The organism is Rathayibacter sp. SD072, from assembly GCF_017355185.1.
Lineage (GTDB): Bacteria > Actinomycetota > Actinomycetes > Actinomycetales > Microbacteriaceae > Rathayibacter.
In genome coordinates this window covers 196,254-213,107 of sequence record NZ_JADILJ010000001.1, presented here as the reverse complement: position 1 = coordinate 213,107, position 16,854 = coordinate 196,254, and the positions used below count along the sequence as shown (strand labels likewise).

The following is a 16,854-nucleotide window of genomic DNA, read 5'->3' as shown; positions in this document are numbered from 1 at the left end:
CCCGCTCCCTCCTCCGGGTGCGGGACGAGAGGACGCAGCTCGGGGTTCCGATGCGACCGGTGATCAGGCGAGCGCGCGGGTGAACTCCGCGAGCGCCTCGTCCGAGAAGAGCACGAAGCGCACCTCGACGATCGGATCGTCGTCGGTCGTCGCCGCTCGGACGGACTCGACCGCGACCCTCGCCGCGTCGTCCATCGGCCAGCCGTAGACCCCGGCCGAGATCGCCGGGAACGCGACGGTCCGCGCGCCGAGGCCCCGGGCCACTGCGATCGACTCGGCGTACGCGGAGACGAGCACGGCGGTGCGGTCCTCGCTCCGCGAGTGGACGGGGCCGACGGTGTGCACCACCCAGCGCGCGGGCAGGCGCCCGGCGGTCGTGGCGACCGCGGACCCGGCCGGCAGGCCGTCGCGCAGCGTGCTCGCGCGCAGACGGCGGCACTCCTCGAGGACCTCCGGCCCGCCCGCGCGGTGGATCGCTCCGTCCACCCCTCCTCCGCCGAGGAGGGAGGAGTTCGCGGCGTTGACGACCACGTCGACGTCCTCGCGGGTGATGTCGCCGCGGAGGGCGACGAGGCGGGTCATGAGCGGTTGTTGGAGAGCTCGAAGATCTTCACGAGCTCGGCGATCGCCGCCTCGCGCGCCTCACCGCCCTCGTCGAACATCGTCGTCACGTGCGTGCGCAGGTGGTTCTCGACGATGAGCTTGTTGAGCGAACCCAGCGACTTCTGGATCGCGAGGGACTGCGTGACGATGTCGACGCAGTAGTCCTCGTTCTCGATCATCTTCGCGAGGCCGCGCATCTGCCCCTCGAGGATGCGCGCGCGGTGGAGGGACCGTTTCTTCAGATCGTCGATCACCCGGCCAGCCTACGCCGACGACCGCATACCCGGCGGGGGTATGGGCTCGGAGCGCCGCGTACGATCGAGGAGTGAACGCAGCTCCCACGTCCCGCGGCCCCGCCGGCCGCTATCCGTCCCGCGGCACCGCGAGGATGGCGCTGGCCCCGGGAGTGCTCGCCGCGATCGTGCTGCTCGCCGGGCTCGCCCTCGTCGGCGGCGACGCCTACGACTTCGTGCGGTACCCGGTCGCGATCCTCGCGGCGGTGATCGGCTGGTTCGCGATCCAGGCGCGCTCCCTCCTCTGGCTCGTCGGACTCGTGCCGATCCTCGTGCTGTGGAACCCGGTCCTGCCCTTCGACTTCCCCGACCAGGTCTGGGCCTCCCTCCACCTCGCCGCGGTGGGCGTCGTGGTCGCCGCCGGTCTGATCATCAAGGTCCCCGTCGCGGAGTAGGCCCGGCGCCTGCTCGGGGTAGGATGGGGTCGCACCCGCGCGCCGGGGATGCTGCGACCGGGTCTCAGATCCGTTGCTCGGAGCTCCCGACGGCCATCGGATGCACTGACGCCGTCCGCCTCCTCGGAGGCCGGGTGGCCAGCGCAAGACACTTTCAGTGCAATGCCGACGGTAGAGCCCGGGAACCCCTCCTGCGCCCCCGTCGAACGTCGAGGAGGAGCATGGCTCGCAGCGGCCAGCGTCAGTCCGGTGGTCAGACGCGTCGTACGAACGCGGCCGGGAGCAGGCCGCGGTCGCGGCCCCGCGGAGGCGACAACGCCGGGATCATCCCGATCCTCGCGCGACGCGTCCGCGAGGTGGAGGCGAAGGCGCAGACCGGCAAGGTCGGCCCGACCAATCGCACGAAGTTCCTCGTCATCGCCCTGCTCATGCGCGAGGAGCGCAAGCGCGTCAAGGTCGACACCGAGCTGAGCGACTCGCAGCGCGCCGAGGAGATGAAGCGCCTGGACGGAATCGCGACCATCCTCGCGAAGACCGCCGCCCGCGACACGAGCCTCATCAGCCTCCTCGAGTCCGAGGCCGGATACACCCCCGCCGCGCAGAAGCTCCGCCGCGACTGGCTGCTCGAGGCCGGTGCCGAGCTGAGCCCCGACGAGCTGCTGATCGTGACCGAGCCGGAGCCCAAGCCGGAGGCGCCGGTCAACCAGGTCGTCCCGCCGTCGGTGCGGGCGCGCCAGCTGGCCAACCCGTTCCTGCCGCCGGACTTCTCGATCGCCGCCGCCCCGGCTCCCACCCGACGTCGCCTCGACGACTGGGAGCTGCTCGGTCCGCTCTTCAAGGCGTTCGAGTACGGAGCGGGCGGCCGCGCCGCGAGCATGGAGCTGCCGGAGCCGCCCGCGATCGACCGGGTCTCGCCCCGCGGCCGCGAGCTCATGGCCCACCAGGCGCGCTTCATCGAGAGTGCGCGCGAGGGCCACCGCAGCTTCCTGCTCGCCGACGAGCCGGGTCTGGGCAAGACCGCGCAGAGCCTGCTCGCCGCCTCGGTCACCGGGTCCTATCCGCTGCTCGCCGTCGTGCCCAACGTCGTCAAGATGAACTGGGCCCGCGAGGTCGAGCACTGGACCCCGCACCGCCGCGCCACCGTCATCCACGGCGACGGCACCACGCTCGACGCGTTCGCCGACGTCGTCATCGTCAACTACGACATCCTCGACCGCCACCTGGGCTGGCTCGGGAGCCTCGGCTTCCGCGGCATGGTCGTCGACGAGGCGCACTTCATCAAGAACCTGCGCTCGCAGCGGTCGCAGAGCGTGCTCGCGCTCGCGTCGAAGATCCGCGAGACGACCCCCGGCCACGACCCGCTGATGATCGCCCTCACGGGAACGCCGCTCATCAACGACGTGGACGACTTCCGCGCGATCTGGCGCTTCCTGGGCTGGATCGACGAGACCAAGCCCGGGCCCGACCTGATGCGCAGCCTCGAGGAGACCGGTCTGACCCCGGCCGACACCGGCTTCTACCCCGAGGCGCGCGAGGCGGTCATCGACCTCGGCATCGTGCGGCGGAAGAAGATCGACGTCGCCGCCGACCTGCCCTCGAAGCGGATCGTCGACCTGCCCGTCGAGCTCGACGACGACCTCGGCCGCTCCATCCAGAAGGCCGAGCGCGAGCTCGGCGCCCGGATGCTGCAGCGGTACAAGGCCGTCACCGCCTCGATCACGCACGAGCTCGACTCGGACGAGAGCGAGCGGTTCATCCGCATCGTCGCGCAGAGCGAGCTCGAGGAGTCGAAGTCGGCGAAGACCGGCGAGAACGTCTTCACCATGGTGCGCCGCATCGGCCAGGCCAAGGCCGCGCTGGCCGCGGACTACGCCTCGCAGCTGGCCCGCTCGGTCGGCAAGGTCGTGTTCTTCGCCAAGCACATCGACGTGATGGACCAGGCCGAGGAGACCTTCGAGAAGCGCGAGCTCGCGTCCGTCTCGATCCGCGGCGACCAGACGGCGACGTTCCGGCAGTCGCAGATCGACGCCTTCAACACCGACCCCGACGTCTCGGTCGCGGTCTGCTCGCTGACGGCGGCCGGAGTCGGTGTCAACCTGCAGGCGTCCTCGAACGTGGTCCTCGCGGAGCTGTCGTGGACCTCGGCCGAGCAGACGCAGGCCATCGACCGCGTGCACCGCATCGGTCAGGAGGAGCCGGTCACGGCCTGGCGCATCATCGCGGCGCACACGATCGACGCGAAGATCGCCGAGCTGATCGACGCCAAGGCGGGCCTCGCCGCCCGCGCGCTCGACGGCGCGGACGCCGAGACCGCCTCGGCCGACACGGTTCAGCTGGACGCGCTCATGCACGTCCTCCGCGAGGCGATCGGCTGAGCGGAGCCGCGAAGAAGTCGCGCTCGAAGCGGCTGGAGCGCAGGAACGCGTCGCGCATGGCGGCGCGCTCCGTCGCTCCGGCCCGTGCGGCTGCGGCCTCGGTGACGGCGATCGCCCTCGCGGTCGCGGCGGCGAATCCGGGGTCGGCGTAGGTCGAGAGCCAGTCCTCGTAGGGGTGCCCCGGCCGGTTCGCCGCCGCCAGTCGCTCGCCGATGTCGGCGTAGAGCTGGAAGCACGGCAGCAGTGCGGCGACGAGCTCGCCGTAGCCGCCCCTCGCTCCGACGGCCGCCAGATGGTCGACGTAGCCCCGGGTGGTGTCGGAGGGCTCGTCCCATCGGCTGCCGAGCCGATCGCGGTGCAGCTGCGCCTCCGTCGCTATCGCCTGCGCAGAGCTCTCGGCCCAGAAGACCTGCTCCTCGGCGCTCGGCGCCCGCTGGGCGGCCACGGCGAGCACGCGGGCGTACTCCGAGAGGTAGAGCGCGTCCTGCGCGAGGTACCACTCGAAGTCGTCGCGCTCGAGCGTGCCGTCGCCGAGGGCGGTGACGAAGGGCAGGGCGTCGATCTCGCGGCGCAGCGGCTCGGTCTCGGTCCACACCGCCTCGCAGAAGGCGGGCGTGCGGAGCCGGTGGAAGTGGTCGATCGGCCCGTTGCCGGTGCCGACCTCGAGGGCGTCGGCGCCGCGGAGTGCGCCGGTCAGCCACTCCTTCGCCTCGGTGAGCGCTGCCGCGAGGTCGTCGACGGCACCCGTCCGGCCGACGAGGAGCACGGCCATGGCGGAGGAGAGCGAGCAGCCGGTGCCGTGCGTGTTCGAGGTGGGGACGCGCTCGCCCGGGGTCTCGCGGGTCTCGCCGGAGGGCGTGACGATCGCGTCCGGAGTCGACGGGCCGTCGAGATGCCCGCCCTTCACCAGCACGGCGGTGCCGAGCGTGCGGGCGACGTCCGCGCCCTGCCGGAGCGCCTCGGCCCAGTCCCCGGCCTCCTCGGCGCCGGCCAGCACGGCGAGCTCCGGGAGGTTGGGGGTGACGAGATGCGCCCGGCGGACGAGCTCGCGGACGCTCTCCTCGGCCTCGGGGTCGAGCAGACGATGACCGCTCGTGGCGATCATGACCGGATCGACGACCACGAGCGGCGGACGGACCGCGTCGAGCCAGTCCGCTATCCCCGTGCCGATCGCGGCGGTCGCGATCATGCCGATCTTCACGGCGTCGATCGCGACGTCGTCGCTCACCGCGTCGAGCTGCTCGCGGAGGAACGTCACCGGCGGCAGGTGCACGGAGCGGACCCCGTGCGTGTTCTGCGCGACGAGCGCGGTGACCACCGCCATCCCGTAGCCGCCGAGCGCGCCGATCGACTTGAGGTCGGCCTGAATGCCCGCACCGCCCGTCGGATCGGTGCCCGCGATGCTGAGCACGCGCGGGATGCGCACGGTCACCGGTCCCACTCCGCTCGGAGGGCCGCAGCGGCGGCTGCGGGATCCTCCGCCGTGCAGATCGCCGAGACGACAGCGAGGCCGGCGGCCCCCGCGGCGCGCAGGGCCGCCGCATCGTGCAGGCCCACGCCGCCGATGGCGACGCAGGGGAGCGGAGTCGCGGCCGCGAGATCCGCGAACCCGTCGATCCCGAGCGGTACCGGGTGGTCGGGCTTCGTCGCGGTCGGCCGGATCACTCCGACGCCCAGGTAGTCGACGGTACCCGCGGGCAGGGCGTGCACGGCCTCGAGGTGCGCGGGCGTGTTCGCCGTCAGTCCGAGGACGGCGTCCGGGCCCAGGAGCTGCCGGGCGGCGAGGACGGGCAGGTCTGACTGCCCGAGGTGGACCCCGTGCACCCGCGCTCCGGCCAGGCGGGCGGCGAGGGCGACGTCGACGCGATCGTCCACCACGAGGGTCGTGCGCTCGTCGAGCACGTCGGCGACGGCGAGGACGAGGGCGAGCAGCTCGGCGGCCGAGGCGTCGTGGTCGCGGATCTGGACAGTGCGGACGCCACCCAGGACCGCGGCGGACACGACGGCCGGCACGCCGCGCGCTCCGCACTGCCGCGTGTCGGTGACGAGGTAAAGGGAGAGGTCGAGGGCGCTCACGCGATCCTCGCCCCCTGCGCGACGACGGACGCGTCGAGGGAGGAGACCTCGTCGAGGAGGGCCACGGCGAACGAGCCGGGACCGGCCGCGGTGCGCGCCGCGCGCTCGGCGGCCATCCCCCAGACGACCGAGCCCGCGACGGCGGCGCGGAGGGCGGCTCCGGGGGCGGGGTCGGCGGCGCCGAGGAAGGCGGCCATCACGGCGCCGAGGGCGCAGCCTCCGCCCGTGACGCGGGTCAGCAGCGGGTGCCCGCCGGTGACACGGACGACCGCGACTCCGTCGGTGACGACGTCGACGGGGCCGGAGACAGCGACGGCGGCTCCCGTGCGCCGGGCGAGTTCCTTCGCGGCGTCGAGCGCATCCTCGGCCCCGTCGACGGCGTCGACACCCCGACCGCCGGCACCGAGACCGGCGAGGGCGAGGATCTCGGAGGCGTTGCCGCGGATGATCGAGGGCCCCTGGTCGAGGATCTCGGCGGCGAAGGCGGTGCGGACCGGCAGTGGCCCGACGGCGACCGGATCGAGCACCCAGAGCGGCCCGGTCGCGATCGCCTCCCGCGCCCCGGAGCGCTGCTCTGACCCGGGCGTCCCGAGATTCACGAGCGTCGCCGACGCGAGCCCGGCGAAGACGCCCGCCTCGCCCGGGAGATCGGCCATGGCGGGGCTCGCCCCCAGGGCGAGGAGGCTGTTGGCGGTGAATCCGGTCACCACCGCGTTGGTGATGCACTGGACGAGTGGCGCCCTGCGGCGCAGCTCCTCGAGATCGCGGCCGACGGCGGCCCCGTCGAGGTCGTGGAGGGTCGGGTGGGCAGGCGTGCGAATGCTCATTCGCGACATCCCTTCGCTAGTACGAACTAGATCAGGTTCAACGGGTCTTCTCTCAGCCCAGGCGGGCACCCCGTGTCACTGCGCACGACCCTAGTGCCTGGCGACCACGATCTCGCGTGCTCCGCTCGGCCTGATCGCACGATCTGCGGCGTCGGAGGCCTCAGCCGATGCCCGCATCGGCCTCCGGTCTCCTCCGTGCAGCTCGCACGATCAGGCCGTGCTCGCGACGGCGATCCGTGATCACCAGGCACTAGCAGCGGGTCCGAGTCTCCCGAGCGGTGAGCAGCACCGCCGGAGCGAGCGGTGCGAGCTCGATCTCGCGCGCCCCGCAGGCGCACTGCAGGTAGCTGAGGACCCCCTCGCTGGTCGGGTGGCGGGAGAGTCGTGTCCATCGGTGCTCGTGCATGCGCCGATCCTCACGTAATGAATCGAACACGTTCAACCATTACAGTCGGTCGATGAGCTTCGACCACCGCCATCAGGTCGGCCCGCGTCTCGCGGCCGCGCTCGTGAACGCGGCGCCCGACGACGCGATCGAGCCGCTGCTGCGCGAGCAGGGCGTCCGCGAGCCCGCGCTCGCTCCCTCCGAGACGCTCGCGCTGCGCACCTGGGGGAGGCGGATGCGGGCGGTCTTCGCCGCGACCTCCGTTCAGGCCCGCTGCGACGCGGTGAACGCCCTGCTCGCCGAGGTCGCCGGGTCGCTGTTCGTCGCGACCCACGACGGCATGCCGCCGCACCTGCACCTCGTGCCCGACGACAGCGACGTCGTCACCCGCGTCCGCTCGGTGACGGCGGGCGGCCTCGCGTTCTTCGTGTCCTCCTCCGCCGGGCTCCGGATGGGAGTCTGCACGCGCGAGGGCTGCGACCGGGTCTTCGTCGACGAGTCCCGGGCCGGTCGGCAGCGCTACTGCTCCGCGCGCTGCGGGAACACGGACGCGGTCGCGCGGCACCGCCGCTCGGCGCGGTAGCGCTCAGTCCGTGCGGAGCGTGCTGTCGCCGCGATCGCCGACCACGACGCGGAGCCCGATCGGCAGCCGCTCGCGCATCGCGTCGACGTGGCTGATGAGCCCGATCGTGCGACCGCCGGACCGCAGCGCGTCGAGCGTGCCCAGCGCGGTCTCGAGGGTCTCGGCGTCGAGCGAGCCGAAGCCCTCGTCGATGAACATCGTCTCGAGCGTGATGCCGCCCGACTGGGCCGTGACGACGTCGGCGAGACCGAGGGCGAGCGCGAGTGACGCGAGGAACGTCTCGCCTCCCGAGAGCGAGGCGGGCTGGCGGCGCACGCCCGTGAACGCGTCGAGCACCTCGATCCCGAGGCCGGAGGAGGCGTTGCGGTAGGCGAGGGAGTCGTCGTGGAGCAGCGAGTAGCGGCCGCTCGTCATCGCGCCGAGGCGGAGGTTCGCCGCGCCCACGATCTCCTCGAGGCGGCCCGCGAGCGCGAACGCCTCGAGATCCATGCGACGCGTGTTCTGCCCGCGCCCGTCGATCGTCTCGGCGAGCGCGCTCAGCTCCTCGTGCCGACGGAGCCGGCCCTCGAGCGAGAGCAGCCTGCTCTCGGCAAGGGCGGCCAGCTCGGCCAGTCGTGCGGCGCGGTGCTCGAGCACCGAGAGCCGCGAGCGCGCCTCGTCGCGGCGTACGGAGGCGAGCCGGGCCGCTTCCTCGGCGCCGGCGAGGTCGACGGGGGTCGTGGGCAGCTCCTGCAGCTCGGGCTCCGCGAGCACCGCGTCGACGGCGGCCCTGCGCCGTTCGTGCTCGGCGACGACGGCCTCGGCCCGCGCGCGTTCGCCCGCGGTGAGCGCCGCCGCCTCGGCGGAGGCCGCGCTCTCGAAGCCGCGCTCGGCGAGCACCGACTCGAGGTGCTCCTGCGCCTCGTCGACGGCACGGGTGCGCACGACCAGGAGGTCCTCCGCCGCCACGAGGGCATCGGCGACGCGGCGCCGCTCGGTCAGCTCGGCGACGCGGGAGGCGATGCTGTCGGCGCCGTCGCGCTGCGCCTCGACCCTCTCGAGGAGGGTCCGCAGCGCCTCGGCCGCGATCGTCGCCTCCCGGGTCAGGCGGTCGTCGTCGGTGCGGGCGCTCTCGCGGAGCGCGGTCAGCTCGTCGAGCCGGCGGCGCAGCGTGCCGCGCTCGCTCCGCAGAGCTTCGCAGCGCGACGCGGCGGCGCGGGCGGCGGCCAGCCGCTGGCGCCCCTCGATCAGCGCGAGGTCGAGAGAGGCCGGGGTGTCCACTCCCGCCCGCTCCTCGAGTGCGGCGAGCGCGAGCGCCGCGGTGCCCTCGCGATCACGGGCGCGGTCCATGGTCCGAGCGGCCGCGTCGACCGCCGCCCTGGCCCGGTCGAGGTCCTCGGTCGAGACCGGGGCGAGGTCGCCGTGCTCGGCCGGACGCGGGTGCTCGTGAGCACCGCAGACGGGGCAGGGCTCCCCGGGGACCAGGGCCGTGGCGAGCTCCCCGGCGAAGCCGGCGAACCGGCGGGAGACGAGGGCCGAGTGCTCGGCCGCGAGGTCGCCGTGCCGGCGTCCGGCCTCGGCGTAGGCCGTTCGGAGAGACGCGAGCGACGATGCGGCGGCCTCGCGCTCGGCGGCGGCCGCAATCCGTCGCTCCAGCGCGGCGAGCTCCTCGGTGCGGGAGGGGACGGTCGCCGCCTGGGGAGTGAGCGACTCCTCCTCCGCGGCGAGGGCGTCGAGCCGGACCGGCAGCCCCTTCAGCTCGTCATCGAGCCGCTCGAGCGAGGCGAGAGCCTTCGCACGAGCGCGCTCGGCCCGCTCCACCGCCTTCTCGGCATCGGGGATCCGGCGCTCCTCGGCGAGGGCCTCCGTCAGTGCTCCCAAGCGGCGCCCGAGAGCCTCCGACCGGTCGGCGGCCCCGGCTCGCTCGGCGGGCTCCGCGAGCACGGCGCCGAACAGCTCGGCCGCGCCGTCTCGCTCGGCGGCCGCCCTCTCGGCCGCGGTGCGGGCGGACGCCGCCGACCGGAGCACCGGGAGCACTCCGTCGGCCCGACGTGCGAGCTCGACGCGCTCGCGCTGGGCGACGACGACGGCCTCGGCGACCGCGAGCTCCTCGCTCTCGCGCAGGGCTCGGGAGCGGCGATCCTGGGCGCGACGGAGGAGCGACGCGGCGTCGAGGGCCGCCCGCGCCTCGATCTGCGCGTCGTCGGCCCGATCGACCTCCGACCGCGCCTCGAGGAGCGCCGGCTCGAGGGAGGCGACGAGACCCGCGAACCACGCCGCATCGATCACCTCGCCCTCCTCCGTCCCGCCCAGACGGCGCGCCTCGTCGGCGAGGGCCGCGACGGCCGACCTCTCCTCCTCGAGGGCGGCGGCACTCTCCTGCCGCTGATCGAGCAGGCGCCGCCGGAGCAGCTCGTAGCGCTCGGTGGCGAAGAGCGTGCGCAGCAGCTTCTGCCGCTCGTCGTTCTTGGCGAGGAGGAACTCGTGGAAGCGGTTCTGCGCCAGCAGGATCACCTGCAGGAACTGGTCCTTCGTCAGCCCGACGATGCGGCCGATCTCGATCCCCGTCTCCTTCGCGCTGGAGGAGACGCCGCTCCAGGAGCCGCCCACGCACTCCAGGAGCGAGACCTTCGCCGCCTGTCGCGTCGTGCCGCCCCCGCGCTTGGCCGGGCGCTCGTACTCGGGCGAGCGCCGGATCCGGTAGAGCCGCCCCGCGGCCTCGAAGTCGAGTTCGGCGAACGTCTCGTCCTCGGGCGCGCTGTGATCGCTCCGGAGTCGTGCCGACGTGCCGTCGAAGCGGGGCACGGAGCCGTAGAGGGCGAAGCTGATCGCGTCGAGGATCGTCGACTTGCCCGCGCCGGTGCGGCCCGCGATGAGGTAGATGCCGACGTCCTCGAGTCGGTCGAAGTCGATCTCCTGAGGGTCGCGGAACGGTCCGAGTCCGGCGAAGGCGAGGCGCCGGATCCTCACCGCAGGGCCTCGGCGTCGACCGCCGCGAGAGCGTCGAGGACGATCCCGCGCTCGGCGTCGGAGGCGCCGCGGCCGCGCACGTGGGCGAGGAAGTCGTCGACGATCTCGACGTCGCTGCGCCCGCGGATCCGCTCGGCGTAGGCGGTCGGCTCGCCGGCGGGCGCGCTCGGCGGCCGGTGCTCCAGGGTCACGCAGCCGGGGAATCGGGACTGCAGACGCGCCATCGCGTCGAGGGGGCGCACCTCGTCGGTCAGCACGGCCGAGACCCAGTCCTGCTCCTCCTGCGCGAGCGTCGGATCGGCCAGCAGCTCGTCGAGCCGCCCCTCGATCACGCTGAGCCTGCGGGGCACGGGAAGCGGCGACCAGCGGACGTCCTGCAGCCCGTCGGCGCCGAGCTCCACGATCCAGCCGCCGCGGGGCTTCGCCGCCTCGCCGAAGGAGTAGTGCAGGGGCGCACCGGAGTAGCGGACGTTCGGCAGCAGCTCGGCCCGGCCGTGGATGTGCCCGAGAGCGGCGTAGTCGGCGTCGGCGAAGTGGTCGACCGAGACGTAGTCGATGCCCCCGGCGGTGATGTCGCGCTCGACGGTGCCGGCGGGCGCGCCGACGGCGAAGCAGTGCGAGAGGACGACCCAGCGTCGCCCGGCGGCCCCGGCCGAGGAGCGGATCCGCCGCATCGCGAAGGCGAGGACGTCCTCGTGCCGGCGGAGCGACTCCTCGGGGTGCCGGTGGCGGTAGAGCGCCGGCTCGAGGTAGGGGATGCCGTAGACGCCGACCTCCCCGTGCTCGTCGCGGAGCACGACCGGCTCGGCGTACGCCTCGGGATCGGTGAGCACGTGGACGCCGGAGGTGCGCAGGAGCCCGGCCTGGAAGCCCAGCCGCGCGGGGGAGTCGTGGTTGCCGCTGGTCAGGACGACCTCGGCGCCGGCGCCGCGGAGCTCCTCGAGCGTGCGGGTGAGCAGGGCGTAGTGCTCGCCGGCCGGCACCGCCGAGTCGAAGACGTCGCCCGCCACGAGCACCACGTCGACGGCCTCCTCGCGCACGGTCGCGACGAGCGCCTCGAGCACCCGGCGCAGCGCGGGCACGCTCGAATGACCGTGGAAGGTGCGGCCGATGTGCCAGTCGGAGGTGTGGAGCAGCTTCACCGACGTCGTCCCTCCTGGCGTGCGGGGTGGCCCCCTTCTCGTTCCTCCAGGCTACTGAGAGCCTCCGACACCCGAGGACCGGCCGACGGCGCGGGGGCGGATCCGCCCCGGACACCCGCTGTTCACCGGGAGGTGCACAATGGGTCGTCGGCGAAGGCGAGAGGAGTCGACCGTGAAGCTTCCCCGCGTCCCCTCCCTCGGTCTCGGCTCGCGTACGCGCGCGGCCGCCGAGGACACCGCCCCGATCGAGCGGCTGCGCCCCGTCGAGGCTCCGCCGCGCACCAGCACCGTCGACAACGCGATCTACCAGGACGGCCGCCGGATCGTCTCGCCCGGGAGCATCCCGGAGGCGCTCTCCGCGCTGCAGCGGCTCCCCGACGCCATGGCCTGGATCGGGCTCTACCGCCCGACCGAGGGCGAGCTCGCGGCTCTCGAGGACGAGTTCTCGATGCACCCCCTCGCGATCGAGGACGCGATCAGCGCCCACCAGCGGCCGAAGCTCGAGCGCTACGGCAGCGACATGTTCGTGGTCCTGCGGGCCGCGAGCTACGCCGATCAGCGCGAGGAGGTCGACTTCGGCGAGCTGCACCTCTTCGTCGGCCCGAACTTCGTGGTGACCGTCCGGCACTCCGAGAAGCCGGACCTCTCCCTCGTGCGGCGCCGGATGGAGGCCGACCCGGAGCTCCTGCGCAAGGGCCCGGTGGCGGTCCTCTACGCGATCCTGGACGCCGTGGTCGACCAGTACTCGCCGGTCGTCGCCGGCCTCGAGAACGACATCGACGAGATCGAGGCCCAGGTCTTCGAGGGGGACCCCGCGGTGTCGCGGCGCATCTACGAGCTGAGCCAGGAGGTGCTCGACTTCCAGCGCGCCACGCGGCCGCTCACGGGCATGCTCGGACGCCTCGTCACCGACTTCGAGGTGTTCCGCGAGGACGTCGAGCTGCGCCGCTACCTCCGCGACGTCGCCGATCACGTCGCCGTCGTCGACGAGCGCGTCGAGGGCTTCCGGACGACCCTCCGCGAGATCCTCGCGGTGAACGCGACCCTCGTCGCCCAACGGCAGAACGAGGACATGAAGCGGCTGGCGGAGGCGGGCAACCAGCAGAACGACGAGGTCAAGCGCATCTCGGCCTGGGCGGCCATCTTCTTCGCGCCGACCATGATCTCGAGCGTCTACGGCATGAACTTCGACGTGATGCCGGAGCTGCACGTGGCGTGGGGCTACCCGGCCGCGCTGGGGCTGATGGTCGCGTCGAGCGTGATCCTGCACCGCCTGTTCAAGCGCTGGGGCTGGCTCTGACACGGTGAGCGGCAGCGGGTCCGGTCGGAGCGGCGCCCGCGCTCTCCCGGAACGAGGGCGGGAGGAGCCGCCGGTGATCCGGCTGCCCCTCCCGAGGTCCTACTTCCGGTCGTCCGCGGAGCCCGGCTCCGCGACCTCGGCACCGTCGGCCCCCGAGGCGTCGCCGTCGGTGTGCAGATCGGTGTCGCCCGGGATGCTGAAGTCGCTCAGCGGGTCCAGGGGCTTCTCATCGGACTTCTCGTCGCGTTCGCTCATACCTGCACCCTACGAGCGTCCGACGAGCCGCTGCACCGCGGTGACCGGGATCGACAGCCACTGGGGGCGGTTGCGGGCCTCGTAGATCGCCTCGTAGACGGCCTTGTCGAGCTCGAACGCGTCGAGCACGGCGCGGTGCGCCTCGACGGCGTCGCCCGCGCGCTCGGAGTACCCCTCGAGGAACGCGGCGCGGCTCGCCGCGGCCCACTCGGCGCGACGGGAGCCGGGGGAGCTCTGCTCGTGCGCTCCGGCGGCGTAGTCGAAGGAGCGCAGCATGCCCGCGACGTCGCGCAGGGCCACGTCGGGCATCCGCCGCTCGTTCATCGGACGCAAGGGCTCGCCCTCGAAGTCGAGCAGGACCCAGCCGCGTCCGGGGACGAGGAGCACCTGCCCCAGGTGGTAGTCGCCGTGGATGCGCTGCAGCCGGGGCCAGGGCGCGGCCGCGGCCGCCCGGAAGACGGCGTCGATCGCGTCGGAGTCCTCGGCGATGACCGGCACCTCCGATGAGGCGATCCGCAGGCGACGGCGCATGGTGGCGACGATCCGCTCGACGACCTCGGGGGTCGCCTCCTCCGTCTCGAGGACGTCGGCGAGCGTGGCGTGCACCGCGGCGGTCGCCGAGCCCAGCTCGCGGGCGGGGCCGGTGAAGTCGGAGTCGGCGCCGACCGCCTCGAGGGCGACCCGCCACGCGTCCTGGACACCGGGCAGGAACTCCTGGGCGAAAGCGAGATGCCCGAAGGCGCGCCCGCTCGGCTCGCCCTCGTCGTCCCATTCGCCCGTGACGTTGCCGATGACGGGCGGGACCAGAGCGCTGCCGGCCGCGTTGAGCGCCGACTGCACCGTCACATCCGGGTTGTCGCCGTGGTGCAGCGCTCGGAAGACCTTCACGATCACGGGGGTGCCGGCGGAGCCGTCCTCGGCCGTGGTCGACACGATGACGGAGGTGTTCGACTGCTCGCCGCTGAGCACCTTCGACGACGCGAACGCGCCGATCACAGCACCGGGCTGCCGGTGCCCCTCGGCCCGGGCGCCGCCCTCGGCGCCGTCCTCGTCGGAGCGGACGCCCTCGGCAATCATGCCGAGCAGGGCGCGCGCGAAGAAGGGGTCGCGCGGGGCGTCGTAGACCCAGCGCTCGCCGTCGGAGTAGACGAGCGCGTCCTCGAGGCCGGCGACGGGGGCCGGGTGCACGGACACGGGCACCTGGTAGAGCACCGGCGATGTCCCCGCCCGGTCGATGAAGAGGTGGTCCACCACCTCACCGCCCTCGGGGTGCAGCGACCACGCGCCGCGGACCTCGAGCTCGGGGCGCCGCCCCTTGCTCGCGTACCACCGCTGATCCGCCACCCATGCGGCGATCCGGTCGATCGACAGGCCTGCGCTCATGCTCTTCCCTTCGTCGGCACCCCGAACCCTACGCGTCGGCGGTGACACGCGGGTGGGGCTTGCGGCGGGGCCGCCGGATCCGGAGCGGGACGCTCAGGGGGCTCCGAGCACGTCCAGCATCCACGCGTACTCGAAGGCCACCTCGCGCCAGCGCTCGTAGCGGCCGCTCACCCCGCCGTGCCCGGCCGTCATCTCGATCTTGAGGAGCGCCGGCGCCCCGGCCTCGCGGAGCCGCGCGACCCACTTCGCCGGCTCCACGTACAGCACCCGCGTGTCGTTGAGGCTGGTCGTCGCGAGGATCCGCGGGTACCGCACTCCGTCCCGCACGTTCTCGTAGGGCGAGTACGACTTCATGTAGGCGTAGACCTCGGCGTCGTGCAGCGGGTCGCCCCACTCGTCCCACTCGATGACCGTCAGCGGCAGCGACGGATCCAGGATCGAGGTCAGCGCGTCGACGAACGGGACCTGGGCGAGGACGCCCGCGAACAGCTCCGGAGCGAGGTTCGCGACCGCGCCCACCAGCAGACCGCCGGCCGAGCCGCCCTGGGCGACGAGCCGCTCCGGAGTCGTGAACCCCTGCTCGACGAGGTGGCGAGCGGAGTCGACGAAGTCGGTGAAGGTGGACTTCTTCGTCAGCGTCTTGCCGTTCTCGTACCAGGAGCGCCCCATCTCGCCGCCGCCGCGCACGTGCGCGATCGCGAAGACGACTCCGCGGTCGAGCAGCGAGAGCCGGGGGATCGAGAAGCCGGGATCGATGCTCGCCTCGTAGGAGCCGTAGCCGTAGAGGATCAGCGGAGCAGGGGCAGCGTCGGGATCGGCGGCGTCGCGGCGCCAGACCAGGGAGAGCGGGATCCGCGTGCCGTCCTCCGCCGTCGCCCACTCCCGGCGCTGCACGTAGCGCTCGGGGTCGTAGTCGCCGAGCACGGGCTGCTGCTTCAGCACGGTGCGCCCACCGGTCGCGACGTCGAGCGAGAGCACCGTCGAGGGGGTGACGAACGAGGTGTACGCGAGGCGGAGGGACGTCTGCTCCCACTCCGGATTGCCGGCGAGCCCCGCATCGTAGAGCGGCTCGTCGAAGACGATCTCGTCGAGCGCGGCGTCGCCGTCCCCCTCCCGGAGCAGGCCCAGGCGCGTCGCACCCTCCGACCGGTAGGAGACGACCACGTGCCGGGCGAAGGCGTCGACGCCCTCGATGCGGCGCCCCGCGAGGTGGGGCACCACGACGCGCCGCTGCTGCGCGCGCTCCTCGGCACTCAGGGAGAGATCGGCCGGCTCCTCCACGATCTCGAAGTTGAGCGCCGCGTCGTTGTGCACGATGAGGAGGCGGTCGCGCCCGTCGAGGACGGCGTGCTCGACCTCGTACTCCACTCCCTCGCGCCGCGGCCACACCGAGCGGAACTCGCCGGTGGGGTCCTGCGCGTCGAGCAGGAGGCACTCGCTGGTGATCTTGCTGCCGATCTCGATGACCAAAAAGCGGCGGCTGCGGGTGAGGCCGACGCCGATCCAGTAGCGCTCGTCGGGCTCGGTGAAGACGACCACGTCGGCGGCGGCGTCGGTGCCGACCTCGTGGCGCATGATCGTGTCCGGCCGCCACGACTCGTCGACGGTCGGGTAGAAGACGTGGCGGGCGTCGGCGCCGAACGTCGCTCCGCCGCCGGTCTGCTCGACGACGTCGGGCAGGTCCTCGCCGGTCGCGAGGTCGCGGATGCGGAGCGTGTAGCGCTCGTCGCCCTCGACGTCCGTGCCGAAGAGGAGGTAGCGGCCGTCGGCGCTGACGTCGAAGCTGCCGAGGGAGAAGAACTCGTGCCCCTCCGCCTCGGCGTTGCCGTCGAGGACGATCTGCTCGCCGGGGAGCTCGCCGCCCTCTCCGAGGGCGGGCGGGGTCCAGTCGTCGGGCCCGCTGATCGGGGCCCGGCAGTGCACCGCGTACTGGCGGCCCTCGAAGGAGCGCGAGAAGTACCACCAGGCGCCCTCGCGGACGGGAACCGAGAGGTCGGTCTCCTTCGTCCGCGAGCGGATCTCCTCGAAGAGCCGCTCCCGCAGCGGGGCCAGCGGCTCGAGGACCGCATCGGTGTAGGCGTTCTCGGCCTCGAGATGAGCGAGGACCCCGGGGTCCTCCTTCTCGCGGAGCCACTCGTACTGATCGACCACCGTGTCGCCGTGATGACGGCGCTCCAGGGGGACGCGGCGGGCGACGGGCGGGACGGGCGCAGTCATCCCCTCAGCCTAGGCCGGAGCGGCACCCGGGCGCCCCGGGGTGCGCCGCACGCGTCCGCCGTGCGCAGAAT

Annotated in this window: 15 protein-coding genes and 1 riboswitch; of the genes, 4 read left to right on the top strand and 11 right to left on the bottom strand. The window is 73.3% G+C overall.

Annotated features, from left to right (window positions below):
- Positions 1–63: 63 nt before the first annotated feature.
- Complete coding sequence (locus IOC53_RS01030; RefSeq protein ID WP_207402520.1) at positions 64–582, bottom strand: O-acetyl-ADP-ribose deacetylase; 519 nt, start codon at positions 580–582, stop codon at positions 64–66.
- Positions 579–857, bottom strand: coding sequence for a metal-sensitive transcriptional regulator (locus IOC53_RS01025; protein WP_055794622.1), 279 nt, complete (start codon positions 855–857; stop codon positions 579–581). Before IOC53_RS01025 ends, IOC53_RS01030 begins: the two co-directional genes overlap by 4 nt.
- Before the next feature lie 71 nt (positions 858–928).
- On the opposite strand from IOC53_RS01025, the gene IOC53_RS01020 reads away from it, so the two are divergent.
- Together IOC53_RS01020 and IOC53_RS01015 are read left to right on the top strand one after the other, a co-directional pair.
- Positions 929–1,291: a DUF6804 family protein gene (locus IOC53_RS01020; RefSeq protein WP_307786013.1), complete on the top strand. Its 363-nt coding sequence runs from the start codon at positions 929–931 to the stop codon at positions 1,289–1,291.
- A 221-nt stretch (positions 1,292–1,512) separates the two neighbouring features.
- Positions 1,513–3,666 carry a DEAD/DEAH box helicase gene (locus IOC53_RS01015; protein ID WP_207402519.1) on the top strand — a complete coding sequence of 718 codons (2,154 nt, stop codon included), beginning with the start codon at positions 1,513–1,515 and terminating at the stop codon, positions 3,664–3,666.
- On the opposite strand, the gene thiD is transcribed toward IOC53_RS01015, so the two are convergent.
- The 4 genes from thiD to IOC53_RS00995 form a co-directional block, all read right to left on the bottom strand.
- On the bottom strand, positions 3,635–5,098 hold the full coding sequence (gene thiD, locus IOC53_RS01010; protein WP_307786012.1) for a bifunctional hydroxymethylpyrimidine kinase/phosphomethylpyrimidine kinase: 1,464 nt from the start codon (positions 5,096–5,098) through the stop codon (positions 3,635–3,637). The two genes, IOC53_RS01015 and thiD, sit on opposite strands and share 32 nt — an antisense overlap.
- Positions 5,095–5,742: a thiamine phosphate synthase gene (gene thiE, locus IOC53_RS01005; protein ID WP_207402518.1), complete on the bottom strand. Its 648-nt coding sequence runs from the start codon at positions 5,740–5,742 to the stop codon at positions 5,095–5,097. The genes thiD and thiE overlap by 4 nt, the downstream gene beginning before the upstream one ends.
- Positions 5,739–6,569, bottom strand: coding sequence for a hydroxyethylthiazole kinase (gene thiM, locus IOC53_RS01000; RefSeq protein ID WP_207402517.1), 831 nt, complete (start codon positions 6,567–6,569; stop codon positions 5,739–5,741). The genes thiE and thiM overlap by 4 nt, the downstream gene beginning before the upstream one ends.
- Positions 6,561–6,652: riboswitch (TPP riboswitch) on the bottom strand. It overlaps the preceding gene by 9 nt.
- A 167-nt stretch (positions 6,653–6,819) precedes the next feature.
- The gene (locus IOC53_RS00995; protein ID WP_207402516.1) at positions 6,820–6,975 is read right to left on the bottom strand and encodes a hypothetical protein; all 156 of its coding nucleotides are present in this window, start codon (positions 6,973–6,975) and stop codon (positions 6,820–6,822) included.
- Between the two features lie 52 nt (positions 6,976–7,027).
- Here IOC53_RS00995 and IOC53_RS00990 point away from each other — a divergent pair, with 52 nt between their 5' ends.
- Positions 7,028–7,537, top strand: a complete 510-nt coding sequence (locus tag IOC53_RS00990; RefSeq protein WP_207402515.1) for a CGNR zinc finger domain-containing protein — start codon at positions 7,028–7,030, stop codon at positions 7,535–7,537.
- Positions 7,538–7,540: 3 nt separating this feature from the next.
- Here the strand turns inward: IOC53_RS00990 and IOC53_RS19355 are convergent, their stop codons facing one another.
- Together IOC53_RS19355 and IOC53_RS00980 are read right to left on the bottom strand one after the other, a co-directional pair.
- Positions 7,541–10,486: an AAA family ATPase gene (locus IOC53_RS19355; protein WP_207402514.1), complete on the bottom strand. Its 2,946-nt coding sequence runs from the start codon at positions 10,484–10,486 to the stop codon at positions 7,541–7,543.
- Positions 10,483–11,628 (bottom strand): exonuclease SbcCD subunit D, encoded by a 1,146-nt coding sequence (locus IOC53_RS00980; protein ID WP_207402513.1) that lies wholly within the window; start codon positions 11,626–11,628, stop codon positions 10,483–10,485. The genes IOC53_RS19355 and IOC53_RS00980 overlap by 4 nt, the downstream gene beginning before the upstream one ends.
- 172 nt (positions 11,629–11,800) lie before the next feature.
- On the opposite strand from IOC53_RS00980, the gene IOC53_RS00975 reads away from it, so the two are divergent.
- Positions 11,801–12,928 (top strand): magnesium and cobalt transport protein CorA, encoded by a 1,128-nt coding sequence (locus IOC53_RS00975; protein WP_374070073.1) that lies wholly within the window; start codon positions 11,801–11,803, stop codon positions 12,926–12,928.
- 99 nt (positions 12,929–13,027) lie between these two features.
- Here IOC53_RS00975 and IOC53_RS00970 read toward each other — a convergent pair whose 3' ends face one another.
- From IOC53_RS00970 to IOC53_RS00960, 3 genes are all read right to left on the bottom strand, one after another.
- On the bottom strand, positions 13,028–13,183 hold the full coding sequence (locus IOC53_RS00970) for a hypothetical protein (protein WP_207402511.1): 156 nt from the start codon (positions 13,181–13,183) through the stop codon (positions 13,028–13,030).
- A 9-nt stretch (positions 13,184–13,192) separates the two neighbouring features.
- Positions 13,193–14,566: a phosphotransferase gene (locus tag IOC53_RS00965; protein WP_207402510.1), complete on the bottom strand. Its 1,374-nt coding sequence runs from the start codon at positions 14,564–14,566 to the stop codon at positions 13,193–13,195.
- A 93-nt stretch (positions 14,567–14,659) separates the two neighbouring features.
- Positions 14,660–16,783 (bottom strand): S9 family peptidase, encoded by a 2,124-nt coding sequence (locus IOC53_RS00960; RefSeq protein ID WP_207402509.1) that lies wholly within the window; start codon positions 16,781–16,783, stop codon positions 14,660–14,662.
- Between the last annotated feature and the right edge of the window lie 71 nt (positions 16,784–16,854).